The following is a 17,073-nucleotide window of genomic DNA, read 5'->3' on the forward strand; positions in this document are numbered from 1 at the left end:
GGGTGGACGACCCGAGTCGAGAGGCCGCGCCCGGACCGGCGGCCGGGACCGGCCGCCGACGGATCAGGTCAGGTACTCGACGTCGTCGTACAGGATCGGCGCGTCCTCGGCGTCCGGATCCTCGACCGGGACGTCCTCGTGCTCGAGGATGACCGCGACGCCCGGGGAGACCAGCACGCAGACCTCGCGCTCGCCTGCGACCGTGAAGCTCACCATGTCGCCGCGGTTGCGCACGGCCTCGACCAGGCGCTTCTCGAGCTCCTCGGTGTCGAGGGAGACGGCGAGGAGGAAGCGGCGGCCGTCGATGCTGAGCGTGGTGCGCCGCATCGTCGCCTCGGGCTCGGGAGGCGTGCCGCGTCCGCCGCGGCCCGGCGTGACCGCCTTGACCCGCAGCGACGATGCGTGCATCCGGATGACGGCGTTCACGAGCCCGCCTCCGGGCGCGACTCGTGATGGCGGCGGCCGCCGGAGCGGCGGTCCTCCTTCATCTCGGACTCGAAGAGGTGGCGGCGTCCGCCGGCGAGCTCGTCGCGCGCGGCGCGCTCCTGCTCCCGGAACGCGGCGTAGTAGGTGTCGTCGTAGTCCTCGACGATCTGGAAGGTCCAGCGCCCCTCGATGACGTTGCGGCCGACGAGCTCGGCCTCGATCCGCTCGGCGGTCGCGGCGTGGCCGGCCTCGCGCAGCGCGTCGACGGCCTCGCCCAGAGCGAGGTCGGCCGCGCCGGTGAGCCGGTGGAAGCCGTAGAGCAGACCGCGGGCGTGCTCGACCGTCTCGAGCGCCTCCGAGAGCTTCCCGAGCGCCGCCACGGTGGCGTCGTCGAGACCCTCCGGGCGCAGGTGCGCGGAGTCGGGGTGGTCGTGTGAGCTGCTCATCCAGGTGAGCTTAGGCCGACCTAAATGCTCTGTGACCCCCTTGCGCCGCCGCCGGGAATGGTTCGTGCCCGGAGCGGCAGGGCGGTCAGGTGCACGTCGCGGAGCGCTCCGTCGTCGGCGACGGCGGTCAGGAAGGTGCAGGCCGGCTGGCGCCTCCGATCCGTCGGGGAGCCCGGATTGAGCAGGCGGAGACCCGCCGGGGAGACGGTGTCCCAGGGGATGTGGCTGTGCCCGAAGACGAGCACGTCGGCACCCGGATGGGCGGCGTCGGCGCGGGTCTCGCGGCCGGTCGCCGCTCCGGTCTCGTGCACCACGCGGACGTCGAGGCCGGCGACGCGGGCGCGCGCGACCTCGGGCAGGCGGGCGCGCAGCGGCTCCGGATCGTTGTTGCCCCACACGGCCAGCAGGAGCGCCGCCCGCTCCTCCAGCGCGTCCAGCGTCGCCTCGTCGACCCAGTCGCCCGCGTGCACGACCAGGTCTGCCTCGTCGACCGCGCGCCACACCTCGTCCGGGAGGGCCTTCGCCCGCTTCGGGAGGTGCGTGTCGGCGAGCAGGAGGAGGCGGACCGGACCGTCGACCTCGGGTGGAGAGCCGTCGGGGCCGGGCTGGAGCAGGGGCATCAGCGGGCGGGGCCGGGCGTCGGCTCCACTCCGCCGTCGGCACCGGGCTCGGTCGCGGTCCCGGAGCTGCGGAGGCGGGCGTCGAGCGCCTCGAGGTCGGCGGCGAACCAGAGGTGGTCGCCGCGGTTCGACTCGACGACGAAGGCCTGCAGCGCGCTCGACTCCGCCACCGGCCCGCTGACGTCGCCGAGGATCACCAGCCGCTTGCCGTACGAGACGAACTTCTGCACGAACTCGCCGGCGATGCCGGAGCGCAGGCGGAGGAACTCGGGGTCGAGCCGGCCGACGGGCACCACGATCGTCTCGACGTCGCCGCCGTAGGTCTCGCCGATCAGCGCGATCGCGTCGTCCGGGGTCGAGAGCGCGCCTCCGTCGTCGTCGACGAGCAGGAGGGGGACGCCCTGACGGGTCTCGGTTCTCATCGGGCCAGCCAATCACGTCGGCCGGGGAGAGGCGAGCAGTGCCGTCCGGGCCTCCGCTCGGGGCGTCCCCTCCTGCGCCGGTCGTGCTTGCGGGGACACGCCGATCAGGCGTCCGGACGGGCTGCCCGCACCGCCGCTACGAGCCCGGCAGCTCGACGCGGCGCTTGAAGCCCACGTGCGAGTCGACGAAGCCCAGGCGCAGGTAGAAGCGGTGGGCGTCGGTGCGGGCGGCGTCCGAGGTCAGCTGGACGAGCGGCGTGCGGAGCTCGATCGCAGCGACGTCCAGCACCCAGCGCATCAGGGCCGTGCCGATCCCCGCCGACCGCTCGGCGCTCGCCACCCGGACCGCTTCGACGAGCAGGCGGGAGCTGCCGCGGCGCGCCATCCCGGGGATCACGGTCAGCTGCAGCGTGCCGACCACGGCTCCGGCGCCGTCCACCGCGACCACGAGATCGTTGCCCGGGTCGTGCGCGATGCTCCGGAAGGCGGCCTCGTAGGCGGCCCCGTCCTCCTCGGCGGCGACGTCTCCGCGCCCGGCGCTGATCGGGTCGTCGGAGAGGAGCCGGACGATCGCGGGGAGGTCGTCGAGCACCGCACGCCGGAGGAGGAGGCTCCTCTCCCCGGGGCCGGCGTCGCAGGGGAGGGTCAGGTCGGCGATCATGCCCTCATCCTCCCGCGGCCGCTCGCTGCTCCACCCCGCGAGCGGTGGTCGGAGGCGGGCAGGACGCGGCTGAGAGCGGCAGGGGGATCCTGGCGTCCGGTCCGCACGTCCACGCGCCGCGTCCCGCAGTCGTCGCAGCGGACGTACACGACGACGCCCTCGCTGGTCCGGTGGGCCGACTCGGTCGTCCAGCCGTGCTCGTGCGGATCGACGGCGGGGGCGAGCGGCTCGGAGGGGTGCGGGGAGGGGGTGGAGGTGCGCATGGGAGCCACTGTGCTGTCATGGTCTTATGCAGCTCAACCCTTACGGCGAGTACGCGGTCCTGCTCGCCGCCTCCCTCGCGAACGACTGGCCGTCCGACCGCGCGGGCATCGAGGCGCGCACGCGCGAGTTCGGCATGACGATGGCCTTCGAGTCCGGCCCGGACGACCACGCCCGGACGCGCGACGTGATCGACGAGTGGCTGGAAGTGGTCGACGCGCCGACTCCGAGCGACCGGGCGACGTCGCTGAACCGCCAGATGGCCGCGATCGCCGCGTATCCGCGCCTGACCGACCACGACGACGAGGGCTGGCACCTGCACTACCGCGACCAGGACCAGTCCCTGGCGCACGTCCTCCACGCCGTCATCGCGGTGGGCACGGCGCTGCACCTGACGACCCGGGGGATGAGCCGCCTCCTGCGGTGCGAGGCCGGTCGGGCGCCGGGCGACCACTGCCGGAACGTCGTCGTCGACGTGACGCGGAACGGCCGGCAGCGGTACTGCTCCGTCCGCTGTGCGAACCGGGCCGCGGTCCGGCGGCACCGCCTGCGGCACGCGGAGTGAGTCCGCGCCGCCCCGTCACTCCGCCGCGTCGCCGCCCGGCTTCATCCAGAACGGGGAGTAGTGGTAGCCGTCGAGGTCGTCGAACTGGCGCTGGTACATGAAGGGGTAGTCGTCGGTGTCGCCGATCCGGCCTCCCGCGGCGGCGGCCCGCTCGACGAGCTCGTCGACGGCCTCGCGGCTGTCGAGGTCGAACGAGACGGTCACCTTCGAGGGGGTGCCGGGGGCGCCGATCAGCTCCTCGGTGGCGCCGACGCTCTCGTACATCGCGCGGCTCGCGAGCATGACGGACGTGCCGGGACCGATCGCGAAGCAGGAGACGTCCTCGCGGGACATCTCGGCGTTCAGGGTCCAGCCCAGCGCGGTGTAGAAGGCGGTGGCGCGCTCGACGTCGTCGACCGGACAGGTGATGAAGAGGCTCATGCGCTCACCCTCGCCACCTGCGGGCGGGCCGTCAAGAGCTCCGCGAGGGAACTCCGGACGGCCCGCCGGGACTCAGCGGAACGACCGCAGCCGCAGGCTGTTCAGCACGACGAAGACGCTCGAGAACGCCATCGCGGCGCCGGCCACGAGCGGCCCCAGGAGTCCGGCCATCGCGAGCGGGATCGCGGCCACGTTGTAGGCGAAGGCCCAGAAGAGGTTGCCCCGGATGACCGCGAGGGTGCGGCGCCCGAGGCGCAGGGCGTCGGGCACCCGGCCGAGGTCGTCGCCGACGAGGGTGATGTCGCTCGCCTCGATCGCCGCGTCCGATCCGGCGCCCATCGCGATCCCCACGTCCGCGGCGGCCAGCGCGGCGGCGTCGTTCACACCGTCGCCGACGAAGGCGACGTGGCGGCCCTCCGCACGGAGGCGCTCGATCACCGCGAGCTTCTCCTCCGGCAGCACCTCGGCGACGACCTCGTCGATGCCGACGGCCGAGGCGACGGCCTGCGCCGCCCGCGGGTTGTCGCCGGTCAGCACCATCACCCGCAGGCCCCGCTCGCGCAGGGCGCGGACGGTGCGGGACGCCTCCGGCCTCGGCTCGTCGCGGAGGACCGCGAAGCCGCGCAGCGCCCCCTCCCAGCCGACGCCGACGACGGTGCCGCCCTCGGCGGTCGCTCGCTCGGCGCGCTCGGCGAGACCGCCCGGCGCGAAGCCCCACTGCTCCTCCAGCCAGCGCAGCCGGCCGGCGACGACCAGGCGGCCCTCGACCCGGGCGCGCACGCCGAACCCGGTGCTGGAGCGGAATCCGGTCGCCTCGGGGACGTCGAGGTGCGCGGCCCCGGCCACGATCGCTGCGGCGAGCGGATGCTCCGACCCGCGCTCGACGGCGGCGAGCAACCGCAGGCTCTCGTCGTCGCTGGACTCGACGACCTGGAACGCGCCGGTGGTGAGCGTGCCGGTCTTGTCGAGCACGACCGTGTCGATCCGCCGCCCGGCCTCGAGCACCTCCGGCCCGCGGAGGAGGATCCCGAGCTGGGAGCCGCGGCCGGTGCCGACGAGGACGGCGGTCGGGGTGGCCAGGCCCAGCGCGCACGGGCAGGCGACGACGAGGACGGCGACGGCGGGAGAGACGGCGGCGGCGAGGTCGGCGCCGGCGATCAGCCAGCCGGCGAGGGTGGCCAGGGCGAGCACCACCACGACCGGCACGAAGACGGAGGAGACGCGGTCGGCGAGCCGCTGGACGCGCGCCTTGCCGGCCTGCGCGTCCGAGATTAGGCGGCCCATCCGCGCGAGCGTGGTCTCGGAGCCGACGCGGTCGACGCGGACGGTGAGCAGGCCGTGGGCGTTGAGCACTCCGCCGGTCACGGTCGAGCCCGGGCCGACCTCGACCGGCACGCTCTCGCCGGTGAGCATGCTCGCGTCGATCGCGCTCGAGCCCTCGAGCACGGTGCCGTCGGCGGCGACGGTCTCGCCGGGGCGCACGCGGAGGAGGTCGCCGACGGCGAGCGAGGACGCGGGCACGCGCTCCTCCTGCCCGTCGGCGGCGACGCGCACAGCGTCCTTCGCGCCGAGGCGGAGGAGCGCCCGGAGCGCCGCACCGGCGTCGCGCTTCGACCGCGCCTCCAGGTAGCGGCCGGCCAGCACGAGGACGGGGACGGCGGCGGCGACCTCGAGGTAGATCTCGTCGTGGCCGGAGCGGCTGCCCAGCAGCTCGAACGGCATGCTCATGCCGGGCCGCCCCGCGTCGCCGAGGAACAGAGCCCAGACCGACCAGGCGAAGGAGGCGCTGACACCGAGGCTGATCAGGGTGTCCATGGTGGTGGAGCCGTGCCGCAGCGCCCGCCAGGCGTTGCGGTGGAAGGGGAGCGCGCCCCAGACCGCGACCGGTGAGGCGAGGGCGAGGCACAGCCACTGCCAGTTCGCGAACTGCAGCGGCGGGATCATCGAGAGCAGGACCACCGGCACGGCGAGCAGCGCGGAGACGCGGAGCCGGGTGCGCAGGGCGCGCCGCTCGCGGTCGTCGTCGCTCTGCTCCTCCTGCTCCTCCGTGGGAGCCGCCTCGCCGATGGAGGGGACCGACGCGCTGTAGCCCGCGGCCTCGACGGCGGCGATCGCGTCGGCCGGAGTCGTGCCGGGCGGGAGGGTCAGCGTCGCGCGCTCGAGGGCGAGGTTGACGGTCGCGTGGACGCCGGGGAGCGCGTCGAGGCGCTTCTCGACCCGCGCGACGCAGGAGGCGCAGGTCATCCCTCCGATGGCGAGCTCGAGCGGGGTGCCGGTGGTCTCGGTCACGTCAGCTCAGGGGAGCGAGGCGGTAGCCCGCGTCAGCGACGGCGGCGGCGATCTCCTCGCGGCCGAGCGGCCGGGAGGAGCCGACCGTGACGGTCGAGACCCCGTCGGGGGCGAGGGACACGTCGACCGCCGAGACCTCGGGGTAGGCGGCGAGCTCCTCGGTGACGCTGCGGACGCAGTGCTCGCAGGTCATGCCCGCGACGCCGAAGCTCTGCACGGACGCGGCGGACAGGGAGCCCTGCGCCGCGTGGCCGGCGTCGGAGCGGCCGGCGCCGCCGTGGCCGCCGCACGCGCAGGCACCGCCTCCGCCGCAGCCGCAGCCTCCCGTCGATCCGCTCGCGGTCAGGCCGAGGTCGATCCTGGTGCTCATGGGTCCTCCTGTGTGGTGCGTCCGGTCCGATCCGGTCGATCGGCCCGGTGGGCGTCCGGTCGGCACACCGGTCGCGGCATACCCCCGGGGGGTACTCCATCGTAAGCCCAGCGAGCCCTCTCGGCAAGGCGGGAGGGCGGAGGAGGGATGATCTCAGGGGCGGCTCGGAGCCGCGCGAGGAGGGAGGGGCGCATGGATCCCGCATCGACGCCGTACTGGGGCGAGCCCCCGCCGCGCACGCCGCCGGCGGTCCCGCTGCCCCCGCGCACGCGGTTCGAGCCGACGGCGCTGCTCGCCGCGCCCCTGCCCGCCCCGGCCGCCGTCCGGGCCCGGGTCCGCCAGGCCGCCCCGGAGCGGCAGCGCCGGCTGGCGGCGCTCGCCGCGGTCACCGAGGGGTTCGCCGTCCTGCGCACTCCCGAGCTCGCCCGGGCGCTGCGCCGGATCGCGGCACCCGCCTCCGCCGCTCCGGCCGCCGCCGCCGCAGTGCTGGCCGTCGGCCGCGACGGACTCGAGCTCGCCGCCGAGCGCGCGGACGCCCTGCGCATCGCCGAGTGGGATCGGATCGTCTCGGTGGGCGTCGGCACCTCGCCCTCGGGTGCCCACCGGGTCCGCGCGCTGGTCCTGGCGGTCCTCGCGCCGCCGCCCGCCTCCGCCGTCCTGCGTACGGCGAGGCGGCGCCCGCGCACCGTCCTCGTGCCCCTGGTCGTCGCCGCCCCGGCCGCTCTCGGCTGGCGCGTGGCCGACGACCGCACGTTCCTCCTCGCTCTCGACCGCCTGCAGCGCGCCCTCGAGGAGCGTGCCCGGTGAGGGCGCGGCTCCGCTTCGCCCTCGCGGCCGTCGCCGTGCTCGGCCTGGGCCTGGCGCTGCGGTTCGTGCTCACGGGGCTGCTCGCCGACCTCGCCGGCGGAGTGGCCTACGTCGTGCTGGTGGCGCTGCTGATCGCGGTGCTCCTGCCGCGCATCCCGGGCGTGACGGCTGCCGGGATCGCGCTGGCCTGGTCGATCGCGATGGAGCAGCTGCAGGCGATCGGAGTCGCAGCGCGCCTGGTCGAGCTGTGGGCGCCGCTCCGCCTCGTCGTCGGCACCACCTTCTCCTGGCTCGACATCGCGGCCTACGTCCTCGGCGCGGTCGTCGCCGCGGCCGTGCACCTCGCCGTCGCTCCGCGCGAGCAGTCCGCCTGACGGGAGGCCGCGCCCCCCGTCTTCCGTTCGCCCGTCGGCCGGGCTGCCGCGGGGCGTCCCGGCGTCCGCCGAGGCGCCGGCCTCGCCCACCGGACCGCCGAGGTGTTCGTGCGCTCCCCGAGGCGCCGCCGTCCCCGCGGTGCCTCGCCGGCGGACGCGGTGTCTCGCCGGAGGAGCGACGCCGCCCGCCGGAGCGGCGCGGTCCCTCCGCCCCCGCGCCCCTGATTAGGGTGAAGCCATGAGCGAGCCGGCACTCCCCGAGACGACGGCCCCGCGGGCCTCGGCCCCGCACGACCACCGCCGCGACCGGCGCATCCCCGAGCCGGTCGACCGGTTCGCCACCGGCGAGGAGTACCCCGAGTACCGCGTCGACCTGGAGCGGATCCGCTTCTCGCCCTACTTCGCCCGACTCTCCGCGGTGACCCAGGTCATCTCGCCCTCCGGCGTCGGCCAGGTCGTGCACAACCGGCTCACGCACTCGATCAAGGTCACCGCGGTCGCCCGCGCGATCGCGATGCAGCTGACCACCACCGACCCCGCCCAGCGCGAGCTGGTCGAGCGGCTCGGCGGCTGCGACCCGGTGGTCGTGCAGGCCGCGGCCAGCGCGCACGACCTCGGCCACCCTCCGTTCGGCCACCTCGGCGAGCAGGCGCTCGACCGCCTCGCGCGCGAGCGGCTGGGGCTCGCGGAGGGCTTCGAGGGCAACGCGCAGTCGTTCCGGATCCTCTCCGAGCTCGACGTCTGCGAGACGGTGGAGGTGGGGCTGAACCTCACCGCCGCCTCCCGTGCCGCCGTGCTCAAGTACCCGTGGGGGCGGACGGTCCACCGCCCCGGCATCGACTCCGCCGACCCGACCGAGCTGCCCCGCGGCTCGACCGCCAGCCGGTGGGAGACCGCTCCGCCGAAGTTCTCGGCGTACACCCTCGACCTCGACGACCTGCTCGACGCCCGCTCCGGCTTCGCCGCGATCGCCCCCTGGCAGCAGACCCTCGAGTGCTCGGTGATGGACGTCGCCGACGACATCGCCTACTCGCTGCACGACCTCGACGACTTCTACCGCGCGGGGGTGCTGCAGCAGGCGGCCGTCGCCGTGGAGTTCCGCGCGTTCCTCCGCGAGCAGAACGCGCTCGCCGCCCTCGACGCCGAGGAGCTGTGGGCGCGGGCCCCCGGGCACTCGCTCGAGATGCTCCGCCGGAGGCTCGTGGCCCGCGACCCGTGGATCGCGAGCGACGAGCACTTCCGCGCCTCCGTGGAGCGGGTGTCGACCGAGCTGGTCGAGGGGCTCCTCGCGCTCCCGTTCGACGGATCGACGCGCACCGAGCGCGCGATCGAGGCGTTCGTCTCCTCCTGGATCGGCCGTCTGCAGCGCTCCGTGGTGGTGCTCGCCGAGCCGAACGTCCGCTCGGGCCACCTCTCCCTCCTCCCCGACGCCTGGCACGACGTGGCCGTGCTGAAGTTCGTGCACACCCGCTTCGTGATCGACCGGCCGGACTTCGCCACCTACCAGCGCGGCCAGTCGCAGGTGCTCGAGACGCTGGTGACCCACCTCGACGCCTGGCTCGAGGACCCGCGCGACGGCTCGCGGGCTCCGCAGAAGCTGCTCGACCTGATCGAGCTCGCGACCGACGGCTACTTCCGCCTGCGCGCCGACCACCCCGACTGGCTCCCGGCGGACGAGCGCGGCCGGCCGACCTCCGACCCGGCCGCGCTGCAGCGGCTCGGCCGGGGGCGCGGTGTGGTCGACTACGTCGCGACCCTGACCGACGAGCAGGCGATGGCGCTCGCCGCCCGCCTCCGCGGCGATCGCGAGCCGTGGGCGATGGGGACCTGACGCCCCTGCGGGTGGGTTGACACCGCGCGTCGCGTGTGGCCTCGGCGGCTCCTCGCCCGTCGTTCCGGGTGAGGAGCCCCCTCCGGGCCGCCGAGGACGCGTTCCGCGACCGCCCAGCGGGCGTCCAGGAAGCGCAGCCTGAACGACAGCGTAAAATCACGGAGGCACATGCCAGGATCGACAACTCGACAGGGAGTTCCGTTGGACGGAAACGCAACGACCACGCACCGCAACGTCGCATTGCTGTCCGTCGCGACCACGCTGGCTCCGCGCGTGACCACCTCGGCCGAGATCGAGGCCCGGCTCGCTCCGGCGCTCAAGCGCCTGCGGCTCCCCACCGGGCTCCTCCAGCGCGTCGCCGGAGTGCACGAGCGCCGCAACTGGGGCTCCGAGCAGGGCTTCGACGGAGCGGCGATCGACGCGGGCAAGCGCGCTCTCGCCGAGGCCGGCGTCCGCGCCGACCAGATCGGCCTGATCATCAACACGTCGGTGACCCGCAAGCACCTCGAGCCCTCGGTCGCCGTGCGCCTGCACCACGGGCTCGGCCTGCCCTCGTCGGCCATCAACTTCGACATCGCGAACGCGTGCCTCGGCTTCGTCAACGGCATGACCCTCGCCGCGCAGCTGATCGACTCCGGCCAGATCCGCTACGCGCTCATCATCGACGGCGAGGACGCCGACGAGATCCAGGTCAACACCATCGAGCGCCTGAGCCGCGAGGGCGTCAAGCGCAAGGACTTCATGAGCGAGTTCGCGAGCCTGACTCTCGGCTCCGGCGCCGCCGCGGCCGTCCTCGGCCCGGCCGACGAGCACCCCAAGGGCCACCGCATCCTCGGCGGCATCACCCGCGCGGCCACGCAGTTCAACGAGCTCTGCGTCGGCAGCGTCGACGGCATGTTCACGGACGCGAAGGCGCTGCTCAAGGGCGGCATGGAGCTCGTCCTCTCGGCGTGGAAGGAGGCCACCCGCGACTGGAACTGGAGCGGGATGGACCGCTACATCACGCACCAGGTGTCGGACGTCCACACCGACGCCCTGGTGAAGGCCGTCGGCATCGACCGCAGCCGCGTCCCCACGACCTACCCCACCCTCGGCAACGTCGGCCCGGCGTCGATCCCGATCACCCTGGCCCAGGAGGCCGAGACCCTGCAGCCGGGCAACCGGGTGCTGCTCATCGGAGTGGGCTCGGGCATCAACACCGCGATGCTCGAGATCGCCTGGTGACCGCGCCCCACCCGGCTGAGCGGATCCGCGGAGCGCTCGGCTCCACGGCCGCGGCGCAGCTGCCCCCGGCCGGGCTCGACGGGCTCGATCCCGCGTGGTCGCGCCTCGTCGACGCTCCGGACGCCCAGGGCGTGCCGCGTCGCTGGCACCTGCTCGACACGGGTGGGGCCCTCGGCACGGAGCCCGTCGGCACCGTCCTCTGCGTGCACGGCAACCCCACCTGGTCGTACCTCTGGCGCCGCCTCGCGGCCGCCACGCTCGAGTCGGCCCGCCACGGAGGCCCCGCCTGGCGGGTGGTCGCTGTCGACCAGCTCGAGATGGGCTTCTCCGAGCGGACCGGCGCCCTGCACACGCTCGCGGACCGTGTTCGCGAGCTCTCCAACCTCACCGACGTGCTCGGCCTCGACGACGTGGTCACCCTCGGCCACGACTGGGGTGGAGTCGTCTCGCTGGGCTGGGCGGTCGACCACCCGGAGCAGCTGCGCGCCACGATGCTCCTGAACACCGCGATCCACCAGAGCGCCGACGAGCCGATCCCGGCCCCGCTCCGGCTCGCGCTCGCCTCGGGTGTGCTCGGCGCCTCGACGGTCGGCACGCCGGCCTTCCTCGAGACGACCCTCGCGCTGGGGCACCCGGCGCTGCCCTCCGCGGTGAAGGAGGGGTACCGCGCGCCCTACCGGTCCGCGTCGCGCCGCGGCGGAGTGGGCGGCTTCGTCGCCGACATCCCGGTCGACTCCGCGCACGCGAGCGACCCGGAGCTGCAGCGCATCGCCGAGGGCGTCAGCGCCCTGACGACGCCGGCCCTGATGCTCTGGGGCCCGCTGGACCCGATCTTCTCCGACCGCTACCTCGACGACCTCGTCGACCGCCTCCCGCACGCGCAGGTCCACCGCTACGAGGGAGCGGGCCACCTGGTGGCCGAGGACGTCGACTACTCGTCCGCCGTCCTCACCTGGCTGGGCGACCTCTCCGACGGCGAGGAGCCGTTCGGCGGCGACCCCGCCCCCGACGTCCGCCGCCCGACCGCGCCGGTCGAGCCGCTCTGGGCGCACCTCGACCGCAACGCGCAGGACGACTCGCTCGCCCTGGTCGAGATGGCGCCTCCCGGAGGCGGCGGGCCCCGCTCGGTCTCGTGGCGCCTGCTCTCGCAGCGGGTCCGCGAGCTCGCCGCCGGGCTCCGCGCCTCCGGCGTCTCCCCGGGCGACCGCGTCTCGCTCCTCGTGCCGCCCGGCGCCGACCTGACGGCGCTGCTCTACGCGTGCCTGCGCATCGGAGCCGTCGTGGTCGTGGCCGACGCGGGCCTGGGCCTGCGCGGTCTCACCCGCGCGGTCCGCGGCGCCTGGCCGGATCTGGTGGTCGGCGCCCTGCCCGGCCTCGCCGTCGCGCGGGCCCTCCGCTGGCCCGGCGGCCGGGTCTCGACGCAGACACTGCCCCGCGCCTCCGCCTCGGCTCTCGGGGTCGACACCTCGCTCGGGCAGCTGATCGAGCTCGGCCGCGCCGAGCTGGCCGCCGACCCGGAGGCGCTGGGCGAGGCGCCCGCCGCCGACGCCGTGGCCGCGATCCTGTTCACCTCCGGCTCGACCGGCCCCGCCAAGGGCGTCGTCTACACGCACCGCCAGCTCGCCGGCGTCCGCGACGCGCTCGCCCGCCAGTACGGGATCGGACCGGGCACCGGCCTCGTCGCGGGCTTCGCGCCGTTCGCCCTGCTGGGCCCCGCGCTGGGCACGCGCTCCGCGACTCCGGACATGGACGTCACCGCGCCCCGGACGCTCACCGCGGCCGCCGTCGCCGCGGCCGCCGCCCGGGTCGACGCGACCGTGCTGTTCCTCTCGCCGGCCGCACTGGCCAACGTCGTGGCCACCGCCGGCGCGCTCGACGCCGACGACCACCGGGCCCTCGCCGGCGTGCGCACCTTCCTCTCGGCCGGCGCCCCCGTCTCGGCGGGACTGCTCGGCGAGGCGCAGGCGCTCATGCCGAACGCCTCCGCCCGCACTCCCTACGGCATGACCGAGGGGCTGCTGCTCACCGACGCGTCGCTGGAGGGCATCCGCGAGGCCGCTTCCGACGACGATCCGCGCGGAGGCGTCTGCGTGGGCGTGCCCGCCGCGGGCGTCCGGCTGCGGATCGCCCCGCTCGACGCCGACGGCCGCGCCGCGGACGAGCCGGAGGAGATCACCGGCACGACCGGCGAGATCGTCGTCTCGGCCGGTCACGTCGAGGACCACTACGAGCGCCTCTGGCTCACCGACCGCGCCGCCCGCGTCGGCGCCGTCCCGGGCGAGCGCTGGCACCGCACCGGGGATGTCGGGCGGATCGACTCCGCCGGCCGCCTCTGGGTCGAGGGCAGGATGCCGCACGTCGTCGTCACGCCCGACGGTGTGGTCACGCCGGTCGGACCGGAGCAGCGGATCGAGGCGCGCGTGGCCTCGATCGCCCGCGCCGCGATCGTCGGAGCCGGCCCGCGCGGAGTCGCGCAGCTGGTCGCCGTGGTCGAGCTGCGCTCGGGCGCGCGCCGCGTGGTGCTGGCCGAGGAGGCCCTCGCCGCCGAGGTGCGCGCGGTCGTCGGCCGGCCCGTCGCCGCGGTGCTCGTCGTCCCGGCGCTGCCCACCGACATCCGCCACAACTCCAAGATCGACCGGGCCGCGCTCTCGCGCTGGGCCGAGGGCGTGCTCGCCGGCGGCCCGATGGTGGCTCCGTGAGGGTCCTGGTCACCGGCGCGAGCGGCCTGCTCGGCGGTGCGGTGGCCGCGGGCCTCGTCGCCCAGGGGCACGAGGTCCGCACCTTCCAGCGTCGGCCCTCCGGGGTCGTGGGCGTCGAGGAGGCGCGGGGCTCCCTGACCGATCCGCGCGCGGTCGAGGAGGCCGTCGACGCGGCCGAGGGCGTCGTGCACCTCGCCGCGAAGGTCTCGCTCGCCGGCGATCCTGGCGACTTCGACCGCGTGAACATCGACGGCACCCGGCGTCTGCTCGCCGCCGCCGCCCGCGCCGGCGTGAGCCGCTTCGTCCAGATCTCGTCGCCCTCCGTCGCCCACTCCGGCTCCTCGATCACCGGCGACGACGCCGAGCCCGCCGATCCGGACCGGGCCCGCGGCGACTACGCGCGCACCAAGGCCCGCGCCGAGCTGCTGGCGCTGGCGGCCGACGCCCCCGGCTTCGCGGTGGTCGCCGTGCGCCCGCACCTGGTCTGGGGTCCGGGCGACACCCAGCTCGTCGCCCGCATCGTCGAGCGGGCGCGCGCCGGCCGGCTGCCGCTCCTCGGGCACGGCCAGGCGCTGATCGACTCCACCTACATCGACAACGCCGCCTCGGCGATCGTCGCCGCTCTCGGGCGGGCGGAGGAGGTGCACGGCCGCTCCTACGTCGTCACCAACGGCGAGCCGCGCCCGGTCGCCGAGCTGCTCGCCGGGATCTGCCGCGCCTCGGGCGTCGAGCCGCCGCGCTGGTCCGTCCCCGCCTCCGTCGCCCGCGCCGCGGGCTCGCTCGTCGAGCGCGTGTGGGCCGTGCGGCCCGGCGCCGACGAGCCGCCGATGACCCGCTTCCTCGCCGAGCAGCTCTCGACCGCGCACTGGTTCGACCAGCGCCGCACGCGCGCCGATCTGCAGTGGAGCCCGTCGGTCACCCTCGACGAGGGTCTGGCGCGCCTGTCCGCCGCCCGCTGAGGCGCCGGCTCCGGAGACGACGGAACGGACGGGACCCCGTCGCCGAGGCGAGGGGGTCCCGTCCGTCCGGGGCTCCCGCGACGGATCGCGGGAGGGGAGCCGAGGTCAGTCGGCGAGGATGAGGTACAGCGCGCGACGGGTCTCGTCGAGCTTGGCGGAGGCGGCGGCGCGCTGCGCCTCGGTCGCTCCGCGGAACTGCTGCACGACGCCCATCAGCTTGCCGACGTTCTCCATGAAGGCGCGATCGGCGTCGCTCGCGCCGGGGGTGGCCTCCCAGGCCGCGTCGAGCTCGTCGGCGTGCTCGCGCACGTAGGTGCCGCCCGCGTCCGTGAGCTGGTACTCGGTGCCGCGGCCCTCGCCGACGGCCGTGATGAGGCCCTCGTCGACGAGCTGCTGGAGGGTGGGGTAGACGGAGCCGGGGCTGGGACGCCACGATCCGTTCGTCTTCTCGGCGATGGCCTTGATCAGGCCGTAGCCGTTCGAGGACTTCTCGGAGAGGAGGGAGAGGAGGGCCGCGCGGACGTCACCGCGTCGGGCGCGTCCTCCGCCGCGGCCGAAGGGGCCGCCGAAGCCGGGGCCGAAGCCCGGGCCGAAGCCGAAGCCGGGCCCGAAGCCGCGGCCGTGACCGCCGGGTCCGCGGCGCTGTCCGCGGCCGGGGTGCTCGTGGCGGGAGGAGTGGTCGCCGTCGCACGAGTCGCGGCGGTCGTCGGAGAAGAAGGTCCTGGAGTTCATGGGTGTGCTGCTCTCTGTCGTGAGGGGATCCCTTTCGATCGGATCCGGTCGCCCGTCGGGAGCGGCTGCTTCCGATCTGTCGGCGATGCAGTAACGATATATCGGTGACGGATCGGATGTCAACACCTGAACTGCCCGTAGCCTGGGAGCTCCCCGTCGATCGAGAGGTCCCGCATGCCGCGTCCCGACTCCGAGCTCGAGGCGTACCTCGACTCCTCCCTCCTCGCCGGGGACGTCCTCACCGGCCGCGCGAGCAACCTCGGCAACCTCCGCGGCCTCGCCGCCCGCGAGCCCGCGCACCTCTACGGGGTGGACGTGGCCGAGGACTGGACGCTCGAGAGACTGCTCGCGCTGATGGGGGAGCGCGTGGGGATCAGCACCGACCCCTCCTTCGAGAGCGGGCAGGACCGGATCGACGCCCGCCTGACGGTCGCGGGTCTCGCCCGCTACCGCGACCGGTTCGCCGCCGCTGTCCGCGAGGGGGCGCTCCTCCTGTTCGCCACCGCGCACCCGGCGACCCTGATGGACGTCTACCGCCGCTTCGCTGCTGCCGCGACGGAACGGGGCGCTCGCGTGATCGACGTGAATGCGCTCCCGTTCGCCGCCCCCGACGGGATCCGCGTGCCTCTCGCGGACGAGCACCAGGCTCTGTGGTGCACCGGCGGGGTCACCTGCGTCTACCGCGGGGGAGGGCTGCAGCACACGCACTCGCCGGAGCCGATGGACGCGCTGCTCGACCGCCTCGACGAGCTCGGCATCCGCCCCGACCTGGTCGTCGCCGACCACGGCTTCGCGGGCGCGGCCGGCCGGCGGGGGCTGCCGGTCATCGCGATCGCCGACTGCAACGACCCGGCGGTGTTCGTCGCCGAGGCGCAGGGCTCGATCGAGGTGGTCGTCCCGATCGACGACGGGCTGGCCGTCCATCTCTACGAGCCGGTGATCGACTTCGTCCTCCGCGCCCTCTCGGAGCCCGCGCGCACCTGACGGCTCGTAGAATCGCCTTCGGCTCGTCGCGATCCCGGATCCGACGGGCCGACCGTTTTCGCGAGTCCCCGCGCTCGCCCACCACTGCAGACGGAGCATCCGTGACCCAGCCCCACGACGGCCTCCTCCCGCGCTTCGCCGTCGGCGTCGACATCGGGGGGACGTCGATCAAGGCGTCCCTCGTCGACGTCACCACCGGCGAGCGGGCGGCTCGGCGCTTCGCGGTCGCGAACCCGCTGGGCAAGGAGCCCGAGGACTTCGCCGAGGCGATCGCCGGCATCGTCCGGGACGTCTCGCCGATCGCAGGCACGCCCGTCGGCGTCGGCTTCCCCGGGATCGTCCGCGGCGGCGTCGTCCGCCAGACCACCCACGTCTCGCAGCGCTGGGTCGGGCTCGACGCGCAGGCCCTCCTCTCGGAGGCGACCGGGGTCGACGTCGTCGTCGTCAACGACGCGGACGCGGCAGGAGTCGCCGAGCGCGAGTTCGGGGCCATGCGCGGACGCGAGGGCCTCCTCCTGCTGACCACCCTCGGCACCGGCATCGGGACGGCGCTCGTCCACGAGGGCGTGGTGATCCCCAACTCCGAGCTCGGTCACCTGCACATCGACGGTCCCGACTTCGAGCCGAAGGTCGGCTTCTCGGCCGTCCGCCGCGAGGGCATCACCCTCGAGGAGTGGGCGGGTCGCCTCAGCGTCTACTACCGGCACCTCGAGATGCTGCTCTCGCCGCAGCTGTTCGTGATCGGCGGCGCGGCGGCGCACGTCTTCGACGAGTTCGCCCGCTTCCTCGACATCGGCACCGAGATCGTCCCCGCCCGCTTCGGCAACGACGCCGGATTCACGGGCGCCGCGATGGTCGCCGTCTCGCCCGACCGCCTCGCGCCCTGGTACCGCTCCACCCGCGGCGCCCGCCTCGACCCCGGGGCCCCCGCCATCGCCGACTGACCCCCTCCCTGCACCGAGGGAGCCCCGACCCGTCGAGGT

At 75.0% G+C, this 17,073-nt stretch carries 19 protein-coding genes; 9 read left to right on the top strand and 10 right to left on the bottom strand.

Annotated elements, in window-relative coordinates; genetic code table 11:
- Nucleotides 1-63: 63 nt before the first annotated feature.
- The 6 genes from C5D66_RS03685 to C5D66_RS03710 all read right to left on the bottom strand — a co-directional run bounded on the left by C5D66_RS03685 (nucleotide 64) and on the right by C5D66_RS03710 (nucleotide 2,838).
- Complete coding sequence (locus tag C5D66_RS03685) at nucleotides 64-426, bottom strand: hypothetical protein (protein ID WP_104224172.1); 363 nt, start codon at nucleotides 424-426, stop codon at nucleotides 64-66.
- The gene (locus tag C5D66_RS03690) at nucleotides 423-872 is read right to left on the bottom strand and encodes a hypothetical protein (RefSeq protein ID WP_104224173.1); all 450 of its coding nucleotides are present in this window, start codon (nucleotides 870-872) and stop codon (nucleotides 423-425) included. Before C5D66_RS03690 ends, C5D66_RS03685 begins: the two co-directional genes overlap by 4 nt.
- Nucleotides 873-892: 20 nt before the next feature.
- On the bottom strand, nucleotides 893-1,492 hold the full coding sequence (locus tag C5D66_RS03695) for a metallophosphoesterase (protein ID WP_104224174.1): 600 nt from the start codon (nucleotides 1,490-1,492) through the stop codon (nucleotides 893-895).
- A complete protein-coding gene (locus C5D66_RS03700) occupies nucleotides 1,492-1,914 on the bottom strand; it encodes a DUF4180 domain-containing protein (RefSeq protein WP_104247004.1) in 423 nt (140 codons plus the stop codon). Before C5D66_RS03700 ends, C5D66_RS03695 begins: the two co-directional genes overlap by 1 nt.
- Nucleotides 1,915-2,050: 136 nt before the next feature.
- Nucleotides 2,051-2,575 (bottom strand): GNAT family N-acetyltransferase, encoded by a 525-nt coding sequence (locus C5D66_RS03705; RefSeq protein ID WP_104254874.1) that lies wholly within the window; start codon nucleotides 2,573-2,575, stop codon nucleotides 2,051-2,053.
- Nucleotides 2,572-2,838: a hypothetical protein gene (locus tag C5D66_RS03710; protein ID WP_104254873.1), complete on the bottom strand. Its 267-nt coding sequence runs from the start codon at nucleotides 2,836-2,838 to the stop codon at nucleotides 2,572-2,574. The genes C5D66_RS03705 and C5D66_RS03710 overlap by 4 nt, the downstream gene beginning before the upstream one ends.
- A 26-nt stretch (nucleotides 2,839-2,864) precedes the next feature.
- On the opposite strand from C5D66_RS03710, the gene C5D66_RS03715 reads away from it, so the two are divergent.
- Nucleotides 2,865-3,401 carry a CGNR zinc finger domain-containing protein gene (locus tag C5D66_RS03715; protein ID WP_104233451.1) on the top strand — a complete coding sequence of 179 codons (537 nt, stop codon included), beginning with the start codon at nucleotides 2,865-2,867 and terminating at the stop codon, nucleotides 3,399-3,401.
- Nucleotides 3,402-3,416: 15 nt separating this feature from the next.
- Here C5D66_RS03715 and C5D66_RS03720 read toward each other — a convergent pair whose 3' ends face one another.
- The 3 genes from C5D66_RS03720 to C5D66_RS17430 form a co-directional block, all read right to left on the bottom strand.
- Nucleotides 3,417-3,821: a VOC family protein gene (locus C5D66_RS03720; RefSeq protein WP_104254872.1), complete on the bottom strand. Its 405-nt coding sequence runs from the start codon at nucleotides 3,819-3,821 to the stop codon at nucleotides 3,417-3,419.
- A gap of 72 nt (nucleotides 3,822-3,893) precedes the next feature.
- The gene (locus C5D66_RS03725) at nucleotides 3,894-6,110 is read right to left on the bottom strand and encodes a cation-translocating P-type ATPase (RefSeq protein ID WP_258063949.1); all 2,217 of its coding nucleotides are present in this window, start codon (nucleotides 6,108-6,110) and stop codon (nucleotides 3,894-3,896) included.
- Between the two features lies 1 nt (nucleotide 6,111).
- Nucleotides 6,112-6,480: a heavy-metal-associated domain-containing protein gene (locus C5D66_RS17430; RefSeq protein WP_104233449.1), complete on the bottom strand. Its 369-nt coding sequence runs from the start codon at nucleotides 6,478-6,480 to the stop codon at nucleotides 6,112-6,114.
- 192 nt (nucleotides 6,481-6,672) lie between these two features.
- Between C5D66_RS17430 and C5D66_RS17030 the strand changes: the two genes are divergently transcribed.
- From C5D66_RS17030 to C5D66_RS03755, 6 genes are all read left to right on the top strand, one after another.
- Nucleotides 6,673-7,287 (top strand): hypothetical protein, encoded by a 615-nt coding sequence (locus C5D66_RS17030; protein ID WP_181067944.1) that lies wholly within the window; start codon nucleotides 6,673-6,675, stop codon nucleotides 7,285-7,287.
- Complete coding sequence (locus tag C5D66_RS17035) at nucleotides 7,284-7,661, top strand: DUF2809 domain-containing protein (protein WP_181027128.1); 378 nt, start codon at nucleotides 7,284-7,286, stop codon at nucleotides 7,659-7,661. Before C5D66_RS17030 ends, C5D66_RS17035 begins: the two co-directional genes overlap by 4 nt.
- Before the next feature lie 238 nt (nucleotides 7,662-7,899).
- Complete coding sequence (locus C5D66_RS03740) at nucleotides 7,900-9,492, top strand: deoxyguanosinetriphosphate triphosphohydrolase family protein (protein WP_104233447.1); 1,593 nt, start codon at nucleotides 7,900-7,902, stop codon at nucleotides 9,490-9,492.
- 168 nt (nucleotides 9,493-9,660) lie between these two features.
- Nucleotides 9,661-10,716, top strand: a complete 1,056-nt coding sequence (locus C5D66_RS03745) for a 3-oxoacyl-ACP synthase III (RefSeq protein WP_104224183.1) — start codon at nucleotides 9,661-9,663, stop codon at nucleotides 10,714-10,716.
- Complete coding sequence (locus C5D66_RS03750) at nucleotides 10,713-13,415, top strand: alpha/beta fold hydrolase (protein ID WP_258063948.1); 2,703 nt, start codon at nucleotides 10,713-10,715, stop codon at nucleotides 13,413-13,415. Before C5D66_RS03745 ends, C5D66_RS03750 begins: the two co-directional genes overlap by 4 nt.
- Nucleotides 13,412-14,374 (top strand): NAD(P)-dependent oxidoreductase, encoded by a 963-nt coding sequence (locus C5D66_RS03755; RefSeq protein ID WP_104254871.1) that lies wholly within the window; start codon nucleotides 13,412-13,414, stop codon nucleotides 14,372-14,374. The genes C5D66_RS03750 and C5D66_RS03755 overlap by 4 nt, the downstream gene beginning before the upstream one ends.
- A 105-nt stretch (nucleotides 14,375-14,479) precedes the next feature.
- Here C5D66_RS03755 and C5D66_RS03760 read toward each other — a convergent pair whose 3' ends face one another.
- Nucleotides 14,480-15,106 carry a PadR family transcriptional regulator gene (locus C5D66_RS03760; protein WP_104224185.1) on the bottom strand — a complete coding sequence of 209 codons (627 nt, stop codon included), beginning with the start codon at nucleotides 15,104-15,106 and terminating at the stop codon, nucleotides 14,480-14,482.
- A 174-nt stretch (nucleotides 15,107-15,280) separates the two neighbouring features.
- On the opposite strand from C5D66_RS03760, the gene C5D66_RS03765 reads away from it, so the two are divergent.
- Together C5D66_RS03765 and C5D66_RS03770 are read left to right on the top strand one after the other, a co-directional pair.
- Entirely contained in the window at nucleotides 15,281-16,090 is an 810-nt protein-coding gene (locus C5D66_RS03765; protein ID WP_104254870.1) for a phosphatase, read from the top strand.
- Between the two features lie 101 nt (nucleotides 16,091-16,191).
- On the top strand, nucleotides 16,192-17,034 hold the full coding sequence (locus C5D66_RS03770) for an ROK family protein (protein WP_258061252.1): 843 nt from the start codon (nucleotides 16,192-16,194) through the stop codon (nucleotides 17,032-17,034).
- Nucleotides 17,035-17,073 lie beyond the last annotated feature (39 nt).

It is taken from the genome of Rathayibacter sp. AY1B4 (assembly GCF_002932815.1).
In the GTDB taxonomy this organism is placed as follows: Bacteria; Actinomycetota; Actinomycetes; order Actinomycetales; family Microbacteriaceae; genus Rathayibacter.